At 61.2% G+C, this 19,424-nt stretch carries 15 protein-coding genes; 13 read left to right on the plus strand and 2 right to left on the minus strand.

The window, feature by feature from the left end; translation table 11 throughout:
- Positions 1-167: 167 nt before the first annotated feature.
- The 9 genes from T518_RS06495 (at position 168) to T518_RS06535 (ending at position 12,560) form a co-directional block, all read left to right on the plus strand.
- Positions 168-1,103: a cation diffusion facilitator family transporter gene (locus T518_RS06495; protein ID WP_036377138.1), complete on the plus strand. Its 936-nt coding sequence runs from the start codon at positions 168-170 to the stop codon at positions 1,101-1,103.
- A gap of 142 nt (positions 1,104-1,245) precedes the next feature.
- Positions 1,246-2,142: a hypothetical protein gene (locus tag T518_RS06500; RefSeq protein WP_391510237.1), complete on the plus strand. Its 897-nt coding sequence runs from the start codon at positions 1,246-1,248 to the stop codon at positions 2,140-2,142.
- A 151-nt stretch (positions 2,143-2,293) separates the two neighbouring features.
- Complete coding sequence (locus T518_RS06505) at positions 2,294-3,253, plus strand: YybS family protein (RefSeq protein ID WP_036377143.1); 960 nt, start codon at positions 2,294-2,296, stop codon at positions 3,251-3,253.
- Between the two features lie 39 nt (positions 3,254-3,292).
- A complete protein-coding gene (locus T518_RS06510) occupies positions 3,293-5,302 on the plus strand; it encodes a DHH family phosphoesterase (RefSeq protein WP_036377146.1) in 2,010 nt (669 codons plus the stop codon).
- Positions 5,274-5,717 (plus strand): 50S ribosomal protein L9, encoded by a 444-nt coding sequence (rplI, locus tag T518_RS06515; protein ID WP_036377149.1) that lies wholly within the window; start codon positions 5,274-5,276, stop codon positions 5,715-5,717. The genes T518_RS06510 and rplI overlap by 29 nt, the downstream gene beginning before the upstream one ends.
- An 81-nt stretch (positions 5,718-5,798) precedes the next feature.
- Positions 5,799-7,724: a Lon family ATP-dependent protease gene (gene lonC / locus T518_RS06520; protein WP_036377152.1), complete on the plus strand. Its 1,926-nt coding sequence runs from the start codon at positions 5,799-5,801 to the stop codon at positions 7,722-7,724.
- 2 nt (positions 7,725-7,726) lie between these two features.
- Positions 7,727-9,055, plus strand: a complete 1,329-nt coding sequence (gene dnaB / locus T518_RS06525; RefSeq protein ID WP_036377293.1) for a replicative DNA helicase — start codon at positions 7,727-7,729, stop codon at positions 9,053-9,055.
- A 113-nt stretch (positions 9,056-9,168) separates the two neighbouring features.
- A complete protein-coding gene (locus tag T518_RS06530) occupies positions 9,169-11,046 on the plus strand; it encodes a glucose PTS transporter subunit IIA (protein ID WP_036377155.1) in 1,878 nt (625 codons plus the stop codon).
- 62 nt (positions 11,047-11,108) lie between these two features.
- A complete protein-coding gene (locus T518_RS06535; RefSeq protein WP_036377158.1) occupies positions 11,109-12,560 on the plus strand; it encodes a glycoside hydrolase family 32 protein in 1,452 nt (483 codons plus the stop codon).
- Positions 12,561-12,641: 81 nt separating this feature from the next.
- Here T518_RS06535 and T518_RS06540 read toward each other — a convergent pair whose 3' ends face one another.
- Positions 12,642-12,875: a hypothetical protein gene (locus T518_RS06540; protein WP_036377296.1), complete on the minus strand. Its 234-nt coding sequence runs from the start codon at positions 12,873-12,875 to the stop codon at positions 12,642-12,644.
- A gap of 340 nt (positions 12,876-13,215) precedes the next feature.
- Positions 13,216-13,662 (minus strand): RrF2 family transcriptional regulator, encoded by a 447-nt coding sequence (locus tag T518_RS06545; RefSeq protein WP_036377161.1) that lies wholly within the window; start codon positions 13,660-13,662, stop codon positions 13,216-13,218.
- 191 nt (positions 13,663-13,853) lie between these two features.
- Between T518_RS06545 and cysK the strand changes: the two genes are divergently transcribed.
- From cysK to T518_RS06565, 4 genes are all read left to right on the plus strand, one after another.
- The gene (gene cysK, locus T518_RS06550) at positions 13,854-14,786 is read left to right on the plus strand and encodes a cysteine synthase A (protein WP_036377164.1); all 933 of its coding nucleotides are present in this window, start codon (positions 13,854-13,856) and stop codon (positions 14,784-14,786) included.
- Positions 14,787-14,925: 139 nt separating this feature from the next.
- Positions 14,926-16,278, plus strand: coding sequence for a Trk system potassium transporter TrkA (trkA, locus tag T518_RS06555; RefSeq protein WP_036377167.1), 1,353 nt, complete (start codon positions 14,926-14,928; stop codon positions 16,276-16,278).
- A 1-nt stretch (position 16,279) separates the two neighbouring features.
- Entirely contained in the window at positions 16,280-17,758 is a 1,479-nt protein-coding gene (locus T518_RS06560; RefSeq protein ID WP_051652231.1) for a TrkH family potassium uptake protein, read from the plus strand.
- A gap of 45 nt (positions 17,759-17,803) precedes the next feature.
- Entirely contained in the window at positions 17,804-19,255 is a 1,452-nt protein-coding gene (locus T518_RS06565; protein WP_036377170.1) for a TrkH family potassium uptake protein, read from the plus strand.
- Positions 19,256-19,424: the final 169 nt, after the last annotated feature.

Genomic DNA, 19,424 nt, shown 5'->3' on the forward strand with positions numbered 1-19,424 from the left:
AAAACGGCAAAAAAAAAGACGCTCGCGCGTCCAAAAGCAAGAAAACATATGAAATATAAGTGCTTTTGAGTATGTCGATCGCTCGACAGACTCATTATAGCGGGGCAGATCTGCTTTGTCCAGCTTTTTCTCGGAATACCACAACGATTTTTTTAGGGGGCATATTCATGTCAAGGAATGCTGCCTTGAAGCAGCGGACAGCTTACTTGTCCATCATCTCGAATACGACGCTCGTCGTCCTCAAACTCATCGTCGGCATCTACGTCGGCGCGGTCAGCCTGATCTCGGAGGCGCTCCATTCAGGCGTCGACCTCATCGCCGCGCTCATCGCCTTCTGGGCCGTGCGCAAGTCGGTGACGCCGCCTGACGTGGAGCACGACTATGGGCACGGCAAGTACGAGAACCTTTCGGCAGCCGTCGAGGCTGTGCTCATCGTGGCGGCCGCGCTTGGCATCGTCTACGAGGCCGTGGACAAGTTCCATGCGTCGGCCGTGCCGGAGTTCTTGAGCTACGGTATCGCGATCATGGTCATCTCAATCGTCATCAACTTTTTCGTCTCGCACCGCCTCATTGTCGTGGCGAAGAAGACGGGCTCGCAGGCACTCGAGGCCGACGGTCTACACCTGCGCGCGGACATCTGGACGTCCGTCGGCGTCCTGACGGGCCTCGTGCTCATGCAGGTCACGGGCTGGGCCTGGCTTGATCCGGTCATCGCCATCTTCGTCGCTGGCATCATCTTCCGCGCGGGCTGGCGCATGATTGTCGATTCGACGATGCAGCTGACGGATGCGAGCCTGCCGGAGGCAGAGGAGCAGCGCATCCGCAAGATCATCGAGAGCGTGCCCGAAGTCAAGGGCTGCCACTGCCTCAGGACGCGCCGTTCGGGCTCCTACAAGCTCCTGGATGTGCACGTGCTGTTCGACGGGAACATGCATCTCTCACAGGTCCACGCAATCTGCGATGAGCTCGAGCAGCTCATCCGCGAGGAGCTCGGCACGTTCGACATCATGATCCACCCGGAGCCGGCCGGCTACCATGATGTCGAGACGAAGGTCAGCCTCTACGAGGAATCGCAGGCCGAGGGCGCCCACCAAAAAGGATGAGCGGCTTTCCTTGCTATTTCCAAGGATCTATGCCAAAATAATAGACATAGGCAACATTCAAAGACAGAATGCCGGGAGAATCCCGACAATACGGGTCAAGGGGGAACGATATATGAAATTCCGCAAGCTCGTCAGCGCCGTCATGAGCGCTGTATTCTTCGTCTCGTCGATGGGCATCACGGCGGCCGCGACACCGGAGACGGTCCAGGACAAACTCGGCGCGATCGAGAAGGACACATACGGTACCATCCAGACGGGCGCGCTCGTCGACCGCATCAACAAAATCGAGAAGGACTACGACGGCTCGCACCGCAGCGGCAGCATGATGGCGCGCGTCAACGCTATCTACAACGAAGTCTACACGAACAGCACGAAGCCGTCGCTGCTCGCCGACCTCAATGCCGTCGAGTGGAATATCGGTCACGAGGTCAGCATGGAACCTGTCGATTCCCGCATGGCGGACCTCGAGATGAGCATGATGGGCAAGACGGGGACGGGCACCTACAAGCAGCGCCTCACGGCGCTCTCGAAGGCATCGTTCGGCACGGCCGTCCTGCCGCTCGACCAGGTGCGCGTGCCGGCTGATACGCTCGTCAAGATTGCGCTCGTCACGCCGGTCGACTCAGATAACCTCAAGGTTGGCGACACGATCCGCTACAAGGTCGCGGACGATGTCATCGTCAACGGTAAGCTCGTCTTCGCCAAGGGGCTGCCGGGCGAGGGCACGGTGACGAAGGTCAAGCAGGCGCGCAACTTCGGCCGCAATGCAGAGGTCAACATCGACTTCAACAAGACGAAGTCGATTGATGGCACTTACGTCGACACGCACGTCGGCGAAGCGGCCAAGAAAGAGATGAAGAGCCTCGCGATGGCCGCCGGTGCAAGCCTCGCGGGCATCGCCGTCCTCGGTCCTGTCGGCATCGTGGCCGGTGCCTTCGTGCACGGCAAGGATGTCCGTCTGCCGGCCGGCACAGAGCTCTACATCCAGACAAAGGCCGATACGACGCTCTACGGCGTCGTGACAACGCAGGCACAGTGACCGGTCAAAGCAGTATATTGCCATGGAAAGACCTCGCGCAGCAGCGCGGGGCCTTTTTGCTAGGGGCAGATGCTTTAGGACCTGCTGGCAAGACAGGAATCGGTTCTTCTGATATAATGAAAAATAGTCTTAGTTTTGAAAGGATGAAGACATGACTTCACATAGAATCACGCCGCTCACAGAGAGTGGTCTCTTGTCGGCGCTGACGGTCATCCTGGCCCTCGCGGCAGTCTACCTGCCCGTGGTCGGTGTCGTGGCCTCGCTCGTCTGGGCAATCCCCGTCATCGTTCTCGTCGTGCGCCACGGCCTGCGCTGGGGCGCGATGGCCGTTCTCGTCTCGGGCGTCATCATGGCGCTGCTCATCGAGCCGACCATCTCGCTGCGCATGGTCCTGTCCTTCGGGCCGACCGGCCTCGTGCTCGGCTACGCCTTCCGGCGCAGATGGTCCGGCGCGCAGGCCTTCGGCACGACGCTCGTCGCGTCGGTCGCCGGCAAGCTCCTGACGTTCGGCCTGCTGTTCCTCTTGACATCGGTCAACCCGCTCAACATGCAGATGGATGTCATGCAGCAGAGCTTCGACGAGACGTTTGCTGTTTATGAGCAGATGGGCATGGACAAGGCAGCCATCGAGGCGAGCCGCGCGCAGGTGCAGGAGGCGCTGACGTACCTCAATCTGCTGCTGCCGTTCGTCGTCGGCGTCATGGGTCTGCTCGACGCGGCCGTCGCCTACATTGTCGGCAGCCGCGTGCTGCGCCGGCTCGGCGAGTCGGTGCCGCAGCTGCCGCCCTTTGCGGAGTGGCGCTTGCCACAGTTCTTCCTGTACTTGCTCGGCTTCGCGCTCGTCGGCATCTACTGGGGCGGCTCGCGCGAGATCCAGCCGCTCTACCAGGCGGCCTTCAACCTCAACATGGTGGCGATGGGCGCCGGTGTCATCCAGGGCCTCTCGCTGATGAGCTATGTGATGGACCGCTTCCGCGTGGGCAAGGTCATGCGCATCTGCCTCTACGCTTTCGTGCTGCTGGGCGGTGTCCTCATGCAGATCCTGGCCTTCACGGGCCTTTTCGATATGCTGTTCGACTATCGGCGCCGCTTCGGCCAGAAGAAGAGCTGACAGCAGGCATATCCGCATAATTTGGAATGAGGTGAAACAATGCCGCGGAATCTCTCGGCATGGATCGATCTTTCGATACATCTGTTCGTAATACTGATGCTCATCGGCATCCTGTCTTGCTACAACTATTTCATCGCTGCGATCGCCTTTGTCATCTGGCTTTGCCTGGCGTTCTTTGTGAAGGAGCGCTGCCACGACAGGTCGCGCCGCTTTGAGCGCTACTGCCGCAATGTCGTGCGCAACCTCAATGAGATGATGAACTACGCCATCGAGGACCTGCCGCAGGGCATCCTGATCGTCAATCAGGAGGGGCGCATCCAGTGGTGCAATGAGCGCATGGCGGAGTACGCCGGCAAGAAGCCGGAGCAGGACACGGATGTCAAGGATATCTGGCCCGCCGTCATCATCGGTCCCGTCTGGGGCACGGTCGGCGAGTACGTCTTTGCCAACGAGGACCGCTACTATCAGGTCCGCTACCGGCCTGTGCCCGTGCCGCCGCACCAGGCGCCCTTGATGGCGCTCTACGTGCAGGACATCACGGGCTTCGAGACGCTGCGCAGCTCGTACAAGCTCAGCCGCACCGTTCTCGCCTACATCCAGATCGACAACTACGATGAGGTCATCCAGGGGCTCGACGAGGCGGCTCGCACGGCGCTCCTGCTCTCGGTCAACCAGCAGCTCGACACATGGATGAAGAGCCTCGGCGGCTTCATGCGGCGCGTGTCGGATGACCTCTACGTCGTCATCCTCGAGCGCAAGGGCCTCGACAAGGCCATCGCGGCCCGTTTCGACATCCTCGACAAGGTCCGGCAGCTCCACAGCGCGAACCGCCTGCCCGTCACGCTTTCGATGGGCGTGGCGGTGGCGGACTGCCAGAGCATGGCCGACCTCGGCACGCAGGCCCAGGCGGGGCTCGACCTCGCGCTCGGCCGCGGCGGCGACCAGGTCGCCGTGCAGATCGGCGGCAAGACGCAGTTCTTCGGCGGCCGCGCCAAGGCCGTGGAGAAGCACACGCGCGTCAAGGCGCGCGTCGTCGCGCACGCCATCCGCGAGATCATGGAGGGGGCCGATGCCGTCTACGTCATGGGCCACCACAATGAGGACTTCGACTGCTTCGGCGCCTCGATGGGCGTGGCCAAGATGGCCCGCCAGCTCGGCAAGCCCGTCAAGATCGTGCTGTCCGACATGAACGAGGGCATCGGCAAGTTCGAGGACATCCTCAAGGACAACGAGGAATACCGGGACATCATCGTGCACGCGGATGATCTCGCGGGCACGACGGCACTCAATCCCGTGCTCGTCGTCGTCGACACGCACATCCCGCACCTTGTCGCGGCGCCGGCGCTCTTGGAGCGCATCCCGCGCGTCATCGTCATCGACCACCACCGCCGCAGCGAGCACTTCATCAAGAACCCGCTGCTCGTCTACATCGAGCCGGCTTCGAGCTCGTCGAGCGAGCTCGTCACAGAGCTCTTGATGTACTTCGGCGACGACCTCGTGCTCTCGCGCGTCGAGGCGACAGCGCTCTACTCCGGCATCGTCGTCGACACGAAGAACTTCGCCGTGCAGACGGGCGTGCGCACCTTCGACGCCGCGGCCTACCTGCGTCGCAGCGGTGCCGATCCCGTCATGGTCCGCCACCTCTTCCGCACGGATTATGAGACGACCGTCGCACTCGCGAAGGCGGAGGCCCGGTCGGAATTCTACGAGGGCGGCCTCATCGTTTCGACATGCCCCGAGCTCATCTCGAATGGCCAGGTCATCGCGGCGCAGGTCGCGGACTCGCTGCTGCGCATCGAGAACGTGCGCATGAGCATCGTCGTCTTCCAGCTCACGGAGGACACAGTGGGCATCAGCGCGCGCTCGACGGGCGAGCTCAATGTCCAGGTCATCATGGAGGCCTTCGGCGGCGGCGGCCACCAGAACGTCGCCGGCGCTCAGGTCAAGGGCGGCGATGTAGAAGATATCAAACAACAGGCAATCGAGATTGCCAAGAAGTACATAGAGGAGAATGATCAAGATGAAAGTAATCTTACAGCAGGACGTTAAGAAACTCGGCAAGAAGGGCGATATCGTAGAGGTATCGGAAGGCTACGGCCGCAACTTCCTGCTGCCGCGCAAGGCAGCAGTGCCGGCCACGTCGCAGAACCTCAATGTAGCCAATGCCCAGGCAGGCTCCAAGGCCCGCAAGGAGGCCATGGCAGCTGACGAGGCCAAGCTCATGGCCAAGCAGCTCGAGAAGGTCGAGGTCAAGATCCCGGTCCGCATCGGCGAGGGCGGCAAGCTCTTCGGCAGCGTGACGGGCAAGGATGTCTCGGATGCGCTCAAGAAGCAGCACATCGACATCGACAAGCGCAAGATCACCATCCAGGGTGAAGTGACGGGCACCGGCGTCTATGAGGCGGTCATCAAGGTTCATCCGTCTGTCACGAGCAAGATCAAGGTCAGCGTCGTCGCAGAGTGATTGACCCGGTAGAAGCCTCCTCGCAAGAGGGGGCTTTTTGATTCCAGACAGAAGAGGCATCTAGCAGACAAAGGAGGGAATATGTCCTTTTTCAATCGTTTTTTTCACCGCGATGAGCAGAAGGAAGTGGTGCCGCCCGCAGAGCCGGAGGTGCTGCCAATCGACCGCGAGATCGACGCGCTCTACCAGGCGCTCATCGACCTCATCGGCACGGATTCGCTCGTCATACAGGCCGGCCGCATGAACGCGATGAATCTCCTGCGCTCCTCGGGACGCTGCGAGCGCGTGCTGGCCCTGCAGCGCATCCTCGACGAGGATCCGCTCCTGCATCCCGCCCCGCGCGAGGAGGACCTGCCAGAGGTGCTCCAGCGTCTGACGGAGCGCATCGCCGAGAAGCGCGCGCGCAAGGATATCGAGGACCGCATCGAGAAGAAGGTCAACGAGAAGCTTGAGCAGGAGCACCAGGACTACGTCGACGACATCCGCAAGCAGGTCATCAAGGAGGAGAAGCCTGATGCGGAATCGCCGCAGGACGCCGAGAAGCGCAAGAAGCTTGAGCAGCTCGACAGCATCCACCTGACGCAGTCGGTCATGGAACTTTTGCGCCCGCGCGACTTCAGCGAGATCGTCGGGCAGGAGCGCGCCGTGAAATCGCTGCTCGCCAAGCTCTCCTCGCCGTACCCGCAGCATCTCCTGCTCTACGGGCCGCCGGGCGTCGGCAAGACGACGGCCGCGCGCCTCGTGCTCGAGGCCGCGTGTAAGAAGCCGTCTTCGCCGTTCCGTGAGGATGCGCCGTTCGTCGAGACGGACGGCACGACATTGCGTTGGGACCCGCGCGACATCACGAATCCGCTCCTGGGCTCTGTCCACGACCCCATCTACCAGGGCGCGCAGAGAACGCTTGCGGACAGCGGCATCCCCGAGCCGAAGCCGGGCCTCGTCACAGAGGCGCACGGCGGCATCCTCTTCATCGACGAGATCGGCGAGATGGACGAGATGCTGCAGAACAAGCTCTTGAAGGTCCTCGAGGACAAGCGCGCCTACTTCGAGTCGGCCTACTACGACCCGACTGACCCGAAGGTGCCGCCCTACATCCGCAAGCTCTTCGAGGAGGGCGCGCCGGCTGATTTCGTGCTGATCGGCGCGACGACGCGCGACGCCGGTCACATCAACCCCGCCCTGCGCTCGCGCTGCGCCGAGATCTACTTCGAGCCGCTGACGCCGAAGCACATCGAGACCATCGTGCAGAATGCGGCGGCAAAGCTCGAGGTCGCGCTCGAGCCGGGCGTGGCGGCGCTGATCTCCGAGTACACGACGGAGGGGCGCAAGGCCATCAACATCCTCGCCGACGCCTACAGCCTCGCGCTCGAGAAGGCGAATGGAGAGATGGCAGGACTCACGATCGGCCGCGAGGCCGTCTACGAGGTCGCGCAAGTCTCGCGCCTCTATCAGTTCGTCACGCGCAAGGCGCGCCACACGGCCGTGCAGGGCCACATCTTCGGCCTCGGCGTCGCGGGCTTCCTCGGCTCCGTCATCGAGATCGAGGCCGTGGCCTTCCCTGCGCGAGAGAAGGGCAAGGGCATGGTGCGCTTCAACGAGACGGCCGGCAGCATGGCCAAGGACTCCGTCTTCAACGCGGCGTCCGTCATGCGCCAGCTCACGGGCAAGGATATCCACGACTACGATGTGCACATCAACGTCATCGGCGGCGGCAACATCGACGGACCGAGCGCCGGCACGGCCATCCTCGCCTGCATCGTCAGCGCCGTGACGGGGAAGAAGATCCGCCAGGATGTGGCCGTGACGGGCGAGATCTCGCTCGCGGGCCGCGTGCGCCCGGTGGGCGGCGTCTTTGAGAAGGCGTACGGCGCGCGCCAGGCCGGCATCAAGACGCTCGTGATCCCGAAGGAGAACGAGCGCGACATCCCAGAAGACCTCTTAGGGCTCGACATCCACGCGGTGGAGACGGCCGAGGAGGCATTCCAGCTGATTTTTGAGGGGGAATGAAGATGGCACTACCAGATCGTGTGCCGCCTCAGAACATCGAAGCTGAGCAGGCAGTGCTCGGCGCGATGATGATCAAGAAAGAGGCGATCATCGAGGCGCAGGAGATCCTGCAGCCGGAGGACTTCTACCGCGAGGCGCACCGCCGCGTCTACGATGCGATGCTGAAGCTCGCGGAGAACGATGAGGCAGTCGACCTCGTCACGCTGACAGAGCAGCTGCGCAAGGACGGCGAGCTCGAGAAAATCGGCGGCATCCCGTTCATCACGACGATCGCCAATATCGTGCCGACGGCGGCCAATGTCACCTACCACGCGAAGATCGTCAAGGAGAAGGCCGAGTTGCGCCGCCTCATTGACGCGGCGACAGAGATCGCCGGCGCGGCCTACGAGGACTCGCAGCCCGTCGAGAACATCATGGACGCGGCCGAGCAGAAGATTCTCGCCGTGGCAGGCTCGCAGACGGCCAACGGCTTCGAGCCGATCAAGAGCATCCTCATGCGCACGTTCGAGCGCATCAACGTGCTCTACGAGTCAAAGGGCGGCATTACGGGCCTGCCGACGGGCTTCAAGGACCTCGACCGCCTGACGAGCGGCCTGCAGGCGTCCGACCTCATCCTCGTCGCCGCGCGCCCGTCGATGGGCAAGACGGCCTTCACCCTCAACATCGCCTCGTACGTCGGCCTGCACGGCGGCAAGGTCGCCTTCTTCTCGCTCGAGATGAGCAAGGAGCAGCTCATGCAGCGCATGCTCTGCTCCGAGGGCAGCATTGACTCGCAGCTCCTGCGCACGGGGCAGCTCGGCGACGAGGACTGGACGAATCTCGTCACCGTCGCCGACAAGCTCAATCGCGCGCCAATCTACATCGACGACACAGCGGGCATCACCATCATGGACCTGCGCTCAAAGGCGCGCCGCCTCAAGGCGGAGCACGGCCTCGACCTCATCGTCATCGACTACCTGCAGCTCATGCAGGGCCGGCCGGGCAAGAACGGCGACAACCGCCAGCAGGAGATTTCCGAGATCTCGCGCTCCCTCAAGGCGCTCGCGCGCGAGCTCAACGTGCCGGTCATCGCCCTCTCGCAGCTCTCGCGCTCCGTCGAGGCGCGCCAGGTCAAGCGCCCGATGCTCTCCGACCTGCGCGAGTCCGGCTCTCTCGAGCAGGACGCCGATATCGTCATGTTCCTCTATCGCGAGGACTACTACGACAAGGACACGGAGCACAAGAACCAGACGGAAGTCATCATCGCCAAGCACCGCAACGGTCCTGTCGACACGGTCAATCTCTACTTCCAGAAGGAGTACACGAAGTTCCGCGATATGATCCGCGAGTGACGTTTTTTTGCTTGACAAAACGCAGTCTTCGTTATACACTTGGAATATGAAAACGGTCTCATAAAGAGGAATCGAATCGAAATGAGAGGAAAAGAGAAAAGGGGGAAATCTTCATGAAAGAGATTCGCTTGAACAGTCCGCTCAAGGGACAGCTCATCGAATTGAAAGATGTCAAGGACCCGGCTTTTGCCAGCGGCGCTATGGGTAAGGGCGCTGCCGTCAAAGATCCGGAGGGCAAGGTCTACTCGCCAGTCGACGGCACCGTCACCGTGCTCTTCGGCACGAAGCATGCCATCGGCATCCATTCAGAGGATGGTGCAGATATCCTGATTCACGTCGGCATCGACACGGTCAACCTCGGCGGCAAGTACTTCGACGCCAAGATTGAGCAGGGCGATGCCGTCAAGAAGGGCCAGCTCCTGCTCGAGTTCGACCCGGAGGGCATCAAGTCGGCTGGCTACGACACGACGACGCCGGTTCTCGTGACGAATGCCTTCGACTACGACAAGATCACCGTGGCGCTCGGCGACAAGGAAATCACGACGGTCACGGCGGAGCCGGCTGAAGAGGAAGCCCCCGCTGCAGAGGCTCCTGCAGAGCCGGAAGAGGACTACAGCGACCTTCCGAAGGAAGAGCGCGTCGCCAAGCTCATCTGGAAGTACGTTGGCGGCCGCGACAACGTCCGCAGCGCAGAGCACTGCGCGACGCGCCTGCGCCTGATCATCAACGACAAGTCGAAGCTCAATGAGAAGGCCATCGAGAATATCGACGGCGTCAAGGGCCAGTTCTTCGCCGCGGCCCAGTACCAGATCATTCTCGGCACGGGCTTCGTCGACAAGGTATTCGACGCCTTTGTTGCCGGCACGGGCCTCGCCGGTGCCAGCAACAACAAGGCTGAGGCATACGCACAGATGTCGATGGCCCAGAAGATTTCCCGCACGCTCGGCGACGTCTTCGTGCCGATCATCCCGGTCCTCGTCGCGACAGGTCTTTTCATGGGCCTGCGCGGTGCCAGCCTGAGCCTTGGCGTCCAGTTCAGCGACAATGTCCTGCGCATGAGCCAGATCCTCACGGATACGGCCTTCGCCTTCCTGCCGGCGCTCGTCTGCTGGTCCACGACGAAGCGCTTCGGCGGCACGCCGGTCATCGGCATCGTCCTCGGCCTCATGCTCGTCGCACCGCAGCTGCCGAACGCCTACGCGATCGCAGCCGGTGAGGCACAGCCAATCATGATGGACATCTTCGGCCTCAGCGTGCCGGTCGTCGGCTACCAGGGCTCCGTCCTGCCGGCCCTCGTCCTTGGCATCTTCGCCGCGAAGCTCCAGAAATGGCTCAAGACCTTCATCCCGGATGTCATCGACCTCATCGTCACGCCGTTCCTGACGCTCTTCATCTCCATGATTCTCGGCCTCCTCATCGTCGGCCCGATCATGCACTGGATTGAGCTCGCCGTCTTTGGTGCCATCCAGACGTTCCTCGCTCTGCCGTACGGCATCGGCGGCTTCATCGTCGGCGGCGTCCATCAGGTCATCGTCGTCTTCGGTGTCCACCACGTCTTCAATGCCCTTGAGGTCCAGCTCCTCGCCACGACGGGCGTCGATCCGTTCAACGCCATCATCACGGGCGCCATCATCGCACAGGGCGGTGCCGCTGCCGCTGTCGCAGCCCGCACAAAGAACAAGAAGAAGCGCGCTCTCTACGTTTCCTCGATCGTGCCGGCCTTCCTCGGCATCACGGAGCCGGTCATCTTCGGTATCAACTTGCGCCTCATGAAGCCGTTCCTCTACGCGCTCGTCGGCGGCGCCTGCGCAGGCGGCATTGCCGGCTTCCTGCACCTTGCCGGCACGGGCATGGGCATCACGGTGCTGCCGGGTACGCTCCTGTACCTCGACCACCTGCCGCAGTACATCCTCGTCAATGTCGTTGGTTTCGCCGTAGCGTTTGCTCTGACGTTCACGCTGTTTAACCCGGAAAAAGAGGACGAAGCGTAAGAACTCTATGAGGGCTGCCGTTACGGCAGCCCTTTTCTTGTTTGTATAGAAGGGAGATCCTTATGGAAAAGTTTGATAAGAAGGCCATCGATGCCAAGGTGGCGGCCGGCTTCCCCCTGACGGACCGCTGGCACAACCGCTTCCATCTCGAGATGCCGTTCGGCCTCATCAACGACCCGAATGGCATGACGTTCGCGAACGGCGAGTACCACATCTTCTACCAGTGGAACCCTCTGGGCTGCGAGCACAAGAACAAGTGCTGGGCACACGTGAAGACGCGCGACTTCGTCCACTACTCGCTGCCGGAACTCTCGCTCTGGCCGAGCGACGAGCACGACAAGGACGGCTGCTATTCGGGCTGCGGCTTCACGGAGAAGGGCGAGGTCCGCGTCTTCTACACCTGCAACGCCAAGAATGACGGCGTGCGCACGCCGGCACAGCGCCTCGGTACCCTGCAGGCGGACGGCCATGTCGAGAAGGACGAGATCGTCGTGCCGGACAGTCCCGAGGGCATCACGGGCCACTTCCGCGACCCGTACCTCTTCCACCGCCACGGCAAGTGCTACTTCGTCATCGGCGCGCAGGCGGACGAGGAGAAGCCGCGCGGCACGGTCCTCATCTACAAGGAGACGAAGGACGGCTGGCAGAACCTCGGCGAGCTCAAGACACGCCTCCAGGACTTCGGCTACATGTGGGAGTGCCCGAACATGCTGCACTTCGGCAGCTACGACGCGCTGATCTTCTGCCCGCAGGGCCTCGAGGCGCGCGAATTCGACCGCCAGAACATCTATCAGGCCGGCTACATCGCGGGTCATCTGTCCCTCGACAGCATGGACATGATGCAGCACACGAAGTTCCAGGAGCTCGACCACGGCTTCGACTTCTATGCGCCGCAGGTTCTCCAGCACGAAGGCCGCCACATCATGATCGGCTGGATGGGCATGCCGGACAAGGACGCAGAGTACCCGACGCGCGAGAAGGGCTGGATGTACAGCCTGACACTGCCGCGCGTGCTGACGCTGCGCCAGGGGCACATCTTCTCGCGCCCGGCTGCAGAGCTCAAGGCACTGCGCATCGAGAGCACGGCCATCGACATCGATGCCGACATGGAGAGCAGCATTCTCACGCGCCTCTTCGACGGCTCGGAAGTCCTCTTGGACATCACGCTGGGCAAGGCGCAGAAGGTCACGATGACGCTGGCCTACGGCCTCGAGAAGACAGTCTTCTCGTACGACCGCACGACGCAGGCCATGACGATCGACCGCACGGGCATGAAGAACGGCGGCCGCGGCGTGCGCCGCTTCAAGATGTTCGTCGACAAGGTGCTCTCGTTGCAGATGTTCGTCGACCGCGCCGCCGTCGAGGCCTTCTTCCAGCACGGCGAAGACGTGGCGAGCATGCTCGTCTTCCCCGAGAAGAACATCCGCCCCGAGCTGCGCATCGAGGCCGACGCCGCACTAGAGACGGTCACGGGCCGCGTCTGGGAGCTCGACGCCTTCCGCTTCAATCCCTGACAGACGTAACTGCATATAGAGAAAGCCCCGAAGCAGCGGACTGCTTCGGGGCTTTCTGTCTTGCAAACAGGACTGATAGAATCAGTTATTTACAGCACGTTTTTTTGGTGGGGCCGCCAATGCGACTCGGCGGATACGCTCAAATGGAATCTCTGCAAATGCATAGCGGATATCCAGATAAGTATCGGAACGTGTGAATGTGATCTTTTTCAATGTGAATTTCGTGGTAGCTTTGATACGTTCGATATAATACTGTGCGTCTTCCGCGGAGAAGGGACCCTGTTCGATGATAACGCGGATATTGTCGATCATCATGGGAAACACCTCCAACAAAACCGACGGCATGAAAGCAGGAAACCGGGCGGGCCGACTCCTTCTGCCATGCACAGAAAACTTGCGGACTGTTGTAAGCGATGATAGGGATAGGGGCGTATTCCTTCACAACTTACGGCTATTATACTACAGTTTGAATCTGATGTTAAACTGTATTTTACGGCTATAGCGGGGAAAATGGTTCATTTTATGGAATTAATACCATATAGAGAACGTTTTCTATAAAAATTATTGCGAAATAGGCACATTTTCGCTTGAAAGAAGCGGCAGAACCCTGAGATAGTCAAAGTTCTGCCGCATTTTGATGCTATGATGCTGTCAATCAGATGAAATACATGAGGCTCTCGGTCGATTTCTCTTTGTCGATGGCCGTGAGGATGTCGTCGAGCGAGACAGAGGAGAGCGTCTTCTGGATGGCTTCGTCGAGCGGAGTGAAGACGCAGGCGGCGAGTGCGCGGTCGAGTTCCGGCATCTTCTCCTGGGCGGCGGGCGCCGTTTCCTCCATCAGAGAGAGTTCGATGGAGGAGAGGATATCGTACGGCGTGATCTCACGCGGCGCGCGTGAGAGCTGGTAGCCGCCTTGGCTGCCCTTGATGGAATTGACGAGGCGCGCGCGCTTCAGCAGCGAGAATACCTGCTCGAGGTAGATCTTCGAGATGCCGAGCTTCTCCGAGATACTGACGATCGTGACCGGCGAGCCAGAAGCGTAATTGCGGGCCAGGTACGTCATGGCCGCAAGCCCGTAGCGGCCTTTAGCAGAAATCTTCATCGATGTTCCCTCATTCCTAATAATCATATTGAAAATATATGTCATTCTTGTATGCTATATCATATTAGAAATACAGGAAAAAGTCAATCCCTATTGACAAGGCGCTGAGGCTGTGCTAATATATAAACATATTAATCATATATGTTTTAACTCGCACTGAAATACACATGATATAAATGGAGGTATTCACCATGGGTAAAGTCTACAACAGCGTTACGGAACTGATCGGCGGCACGCCGCTCCTGAAGGCCAACAACTTCATCAAGGCCAATGACATCAAGGCTAACATCTACGTGAAGCTCGAGTACTTCAACCCGGCTGGCTCCGTCAAGGATCGCATCGCGAAGGCCATGATCGAGCAGGCCGAGAAAGATGGCAAACTGAAGCCGGGCGCTACGATCATCGAGCCGACCTCCGGCAACACGGGCATCGGCCTCGCCAGCGTCGCAGCAGCCCGCGGCTACAAAGCCATCCTGACGATGCCGGAGACGATGAGCGTCGAGCGCCGCAATCTGCTCAAGGCATACGGCGCGAAGATTGTCCTGACGGACGGCTCGAAGGGCATGAAGGGCGCCATCGCCAAGGCTGAGGAACTCGCCAAGGAGACACCGAACTCCTTCATCCCGGAGCAGTTCGCCAACCCGGCCAACCCGGCTGCCCATGAGGCGACGACGGGCCCGGAGATCTACAACGATCTCGACGGCAAGGTCGATGCCTTCATCGCTGGCGTCGGCACGGGCGGCACTCTCTCGGGCGTCGGCCACTACCTCAAGAAGCAGGACAAGGACATCCGCGTCGTCGCTGTAGAGCCGGCCACGAGCCCGGTCCTCTCGAAGGGCCAGGCAGGTCCGCACAAGATCCAGGGCATCGGCGCAGGCTTTGTGCCGGAGACGCTCGACACGAAGGTCTACGATGAAGTCATCGCCGTGCCGAACGAGGATGCCTTCAAGTACGGCCGCCAGTTCTCCCATGTCGAGGGCGTGCTCATCGGCATCTCCTCAGGCGCAGCACTCGCTGCTGCCATCGAGCTCGCCAAGCGTCCGGAGTTCGAGGGCAAGAACATCGTCGCTCTGTTGCCGGATACGGGCGACCGTTACCTCTCGACGGAACTCTTCACCGAGTAATAAAGAGACCTCCCACATATCACACGTCAGAGACAGGGGCCAGCGGCCCCTGTCTTTTCTTTGCCCAAAATTTTGTTGGATACGGGCGGAGATGGTATAATGAAAAGTATCATTTGATTTTGTATAGGAGGCTGCCGTCTTGCGTATTGTCGTGGTCGGAGCGGGCAAGCTGGGCTACAGCATCGCCTCGCTCCTCTCAAAAGAACAGTTCGACGTGATCGTCATCGATCACGATGAAGGCCAGTTGGAGGCCGTCAAGAACACACTCGATGTACTGACGATCTTCGCCAACGGTGCGAGCCCCATCACGATGAATGACCCCGATATCCGCGGGGCTGACATCCTCATCGCGGTGACGGCCAGCGACGAGGTCAACATGGTCGCCTGCATCCTCGCGAAGAAGCATGGCATCCGCCACACGATTGCGCGCATCCGCGATATGCAGTTCATGAGCGAGGCCAAGGACTACCTCAAGGAGAATTTCGACATCGACCTCATGCTCAACCCGGAGCTCATCACTGCCAACGAGATCAACCGCATCCTCATGACACCGGCTGCGCTCGATGTCGAGGACTTCGCACACGGCAAGATCCGGCTGTTCGAGACGAAAGTGCGTCGCTCGTCGCCGCTAGCGAATATCCCCCTGAAGGACATCGAGTTCCCGAAGGGCGTGCTGGCCGGCATGATCTTCCGCGACCACCGCATGATCATCCCGCATGGCGACGACTGTCTGCTGCCGCACGACAACGCCTATTTCATCGGCATCCCAGAGGAGATCGAGAAGTTCAGCCAGACCTTCGTGCAGCGCGACGCCCGCAAGCTGCATCGCGTCATCATCATCGGCGCGGGCCGCGCGGGCCGCGCGCTCGCGCCGATGCTCGAGAAGCAGGGCGTGCGCGTCAAGGTCATCGACAAGGACCCGGAGCGCTGCCGACTCATGGCGGACAAGCTCGTCGACGGCATCGCCATCTGCGGCGACGGCACGGACATCGACCTCTTGACAGAGGAAGGCGTGGCGGAGGCGGACGTCGTCGTCTGCCTGACGGAGGATGACAAGCTCAACCTCATGCTGGCGCTGCTCGCGCGCCACATGTCGCACAACAAGACGAAGACGGTCGTGCGCGTCGCGCGCAACGAGTACGTGGAGCTCATGGAGAAAGTCGGTGTCGACATTGTTCTCTCGGCCCGCCTGCTCTCGGCGAGCGAGGTCCTGGCCTTCGCGCGCCGCGGCGGCGTCGTCTCGGTATCGCTGCTCGAGGGCGCCAAGGCGGAGGCCGTCGAGGTCATCGTGCAGGAAGGCGCGCCTGTGGCGGGCAAGCCTCTGATGGAGGCCAAGCTGCCGCGCGCCTGCCTCGTCTGCGCCTATGTGCGCGACGGCGAGGCCGTCATCCCGAACGGCGCGACCGTCCTCCAGCCGGGCGACCGGACAATCCTCTTCATCCAGACGCAGTTCTCCAAGAAGGTCATGCAGTATTTCAAGGGCAGGGAATGAGATGATCAAGCTCCAACAGCGAAAACGCCAGCTGGACATCTTCTGGCTGCTCATGGGCGGCGTCGCGTCCATCGTGGGGCTCGCCCTGCTCGTGCCGTTTGCGGACAGCCTGCTCTGGCATGAGGAGAAGAGCTGGGCCTTCCTCGTGCCGGCCGTGCTCTCTCTGGCTCTCGGCCTGGGCTTTGGCTGGCTCGGCCGCGACCACAAGCGCCAGATCGATGTCTGGGAAGGCGCGCTCTTCATGGTGCTCGTCTGGCCGCTGCTCTCCGTCCTCGGCATGATGCCCTACGTGCTCTCGGGCGTCCTGACGAGTCCTGTCGACGCGTTCTTCGAGAGCGTGGCCGCCATCACGACGACGGGGCTCTCGTGCCTCGACTACGCGCGCAGCGACATGGCGCGGAGCCTCGTCCTCTGGCACAGCATCATGAACTGGCTCGGCGGCCTCAACTTCATCATCATCCTGTCGACCGTCCTGCCGCAGGTCAGCGGCTGTTTCGGCTTGACGCTGTCGGCGCGCCAGAGCATTTTTTTCAGCCCTGTCTGGAACAAGATGGCCGAGTCGGCGCGTCAGGGCTTCGGTGTTTACACTGCGCTGACGGGGCTTTCGTTTGTGCTCTACCTGCTGGCCGGGCTCGACCCCTTCGCAGCCCTGACGCAGTCGATGGTGACGCTGTCGTCGAGCGGCTCGGCTGACCGGGGTTACTTCATCGCCTATGACAGCATCGCGCTGGAGCTCGCGGCCGGCATCTCGATGCTGCTCTCGGGCCTCAATCCGCTGCTCTGCTGGAAGGTCTGGGACAGGCTGAGCTTCCGGCTCATGCTGCGCGATACGGAACTGCAGGCTTACGCGGGGCTCTTTCTCGCGAGCGGTGTGCTCGTCGCCTGGAATCTCTGCCGCTCGGGTGTCTACGATGCGGCGGAGAGCCTGCGCTACGGTCTGTTCCAGACGGCGGCCTTCCTGTCGACGGGCGGCTTTGTTTCCGCGCCGTGCTGGGACTGGCCGGATTTCTCGCGCCTCGTGCTCTTCGTGCTCGTCTTTGTCGGCGGCTGCATCGGCAGCGCGGGCGGTGGCCTCAAGGTCATGCGCCTGCTCGTGCTCATGCGCATGGGCGTGACGGAAGTCCGCCACACCCTGCACCCACACATGGTCGTCAGCATCAAGATCGACGGGCTGCCCGTGCCGATGAAGATTGTCGGGCGCATCCTGTCGTTCTTTTTCCTGTTTTTGAGCATCTTCATCGTCTCCACGCTCGTCATCTCACTCTCGGGCATCAGCCTCATGCAGGCGATGGGCGTTGCGGCGGGCTGCCTGACGAGCGCAGGCTCGACGGCAGATCTCTTCGGCATCATGAGCTTTGCGGAGGCGCCCGACTGGATGGAGCTCTTCTGCGCTTTCATCATGATCATCGGGCGTATCGAGCTCTTCTCGTTCTTTGTGCTGCTCGACGGAGGCATCCGCTCTGTCGGACGCCATTGGTGATTGGTTTTGTAAGGGAATCGATACAGATAGAAAGGAGGTTAGGGGATGAACTGGGATATCATCTGTTACGTGCTCGGGCGCCTCGTCCTGGCGGAGGCCGTCATCCTCGGCATCCCCTTCCTCATGGCGCTCTACGGCTGGGAGAGGAGTGCGCCGGCCTTTGCTGTCTCCATCTGCATCTGCGTGCTCGTGGGGCTCGCGCTGCGCGTCAACGGCCGCTCCGGCAATGAGCAGCTGACGATGCGCGAGGGCGCGGCCATCACGGGCCTCGGCTGGCTGCTCGCGACCTTCCTCGGCATGCTGCCGTATCTTTTGAGCGGCTCTTTGGGCTTCCTCGACGGCATCTTTGAGAGCATCTCAGGTTTTACGGGCACGGGCGCGACCGTCATGACGAGCATCGAGTCGCAGCCGTTCAGCATCCTGTTCTGGCGCATGATGACGCACTGGTTCGGCGGCCTCGGCATCATCGTCATCTTCATCGCGCTGCTGCCGCAGGCCGGCCAGAGCACGGTCTACATGTACAACGCTGAGACGACGGGGCCGACGCGCGACCGCGTCTTGCCGCGCCTGCGCGAGATGACGCGCTCGCTCTTCCTCATGTACATGGTTTTCACCGTCACGGCCTGCGTCATCTATCTCTTCTGCGGCCTCACCTTCCTCGACGCCATCGCGCACGCGATGAGCACGCTCGGCACGGGCGGCTTCTCGCTCTACGACGACAACGCCATGCACTTCGACAACCCCGCGCTCGAGGGATGGATGACCTTCTTCATGATCCTCGCGGGCGGCAACTTCGGCCTCTACTACCGCGTCTGGAAAAAGGGGCCGCGCGTGCTCAAGAACAACACGGAGTTCAAGGCCTACCTCGTGATCCTCGCAGCGGCCATGCTGCTGATCACCGTGAATCTCATCGATGCGATGGGCATGAAGCCCGTCGAGGCTTTCCGTTATGCGAGCTTCCAGGTCGGCTCGCTCTCGACGACGGGCTTCGTCTCAGCCGACTTCGACCAGTGGCCCGCTTTCTCGAAGGGCGTTTTGATGATGCTAATGATCAGCGGCGGCTGCGCAGGCTCGACGGCCAGTGGCGTCAAAGTCTCGCGCGTCGTCCTGCTCGCCAAGAACGCCTGGGCCGTTGTCCATCAGAAACTCAGCCCGCGCCGTGTCATCCGTGCGCACATGAACGGCATCGAGGTCGGCGGCGACATCCTGCTGCGCGTCGGGCAGTTCTTCTTCCTCTACATCCTTTGCATCGTCCTCTGGGCGCTGCTCCTGACCTTCGACGGCATCGGCGCCTTCGACGCCCTTGGCATCAGCATCACCACCCTCGGCAACGTCGGCCCCGCCTTCGGTATAGCCGGCGCCACCTGCAACTTCGCTGGCCTCTCTGACTTCACCAAGAGCATCCTCTGCATCGAGATGCTCTTAGGCCGCCTCGAACTCTTCACCCTGCTCGTCATGCTGAGCCCGGAATTCTGGAAAATCCGCAATCGCTGGTGAAGGTGGGAAAGTGTTGCGCAACGTTACTTAGGGAAATTCTTACCTGGCGGGGATACCTGTTTCGGCTTCGGCGTGGATCTTCATTTGTGTTTAGCGCTCTCGGGCAGATTGCGTGATGGGCGGGGGGATGTATTCTGGCTTCGTCGCTCCGTTAAATGTGCCCCATGTT

The sequence above is a fragment of the Mitsuokella jalaludinii DSM 13811 genome, assembly GCF_000702905.1.
Taxonomy (GTDB): domain Bacteria; phylum Bacillota; class Negativicutes; order Selenomonadales; family Selenomonadaceae; genus Mitsuokella; species Mitsuokella jalaludinii.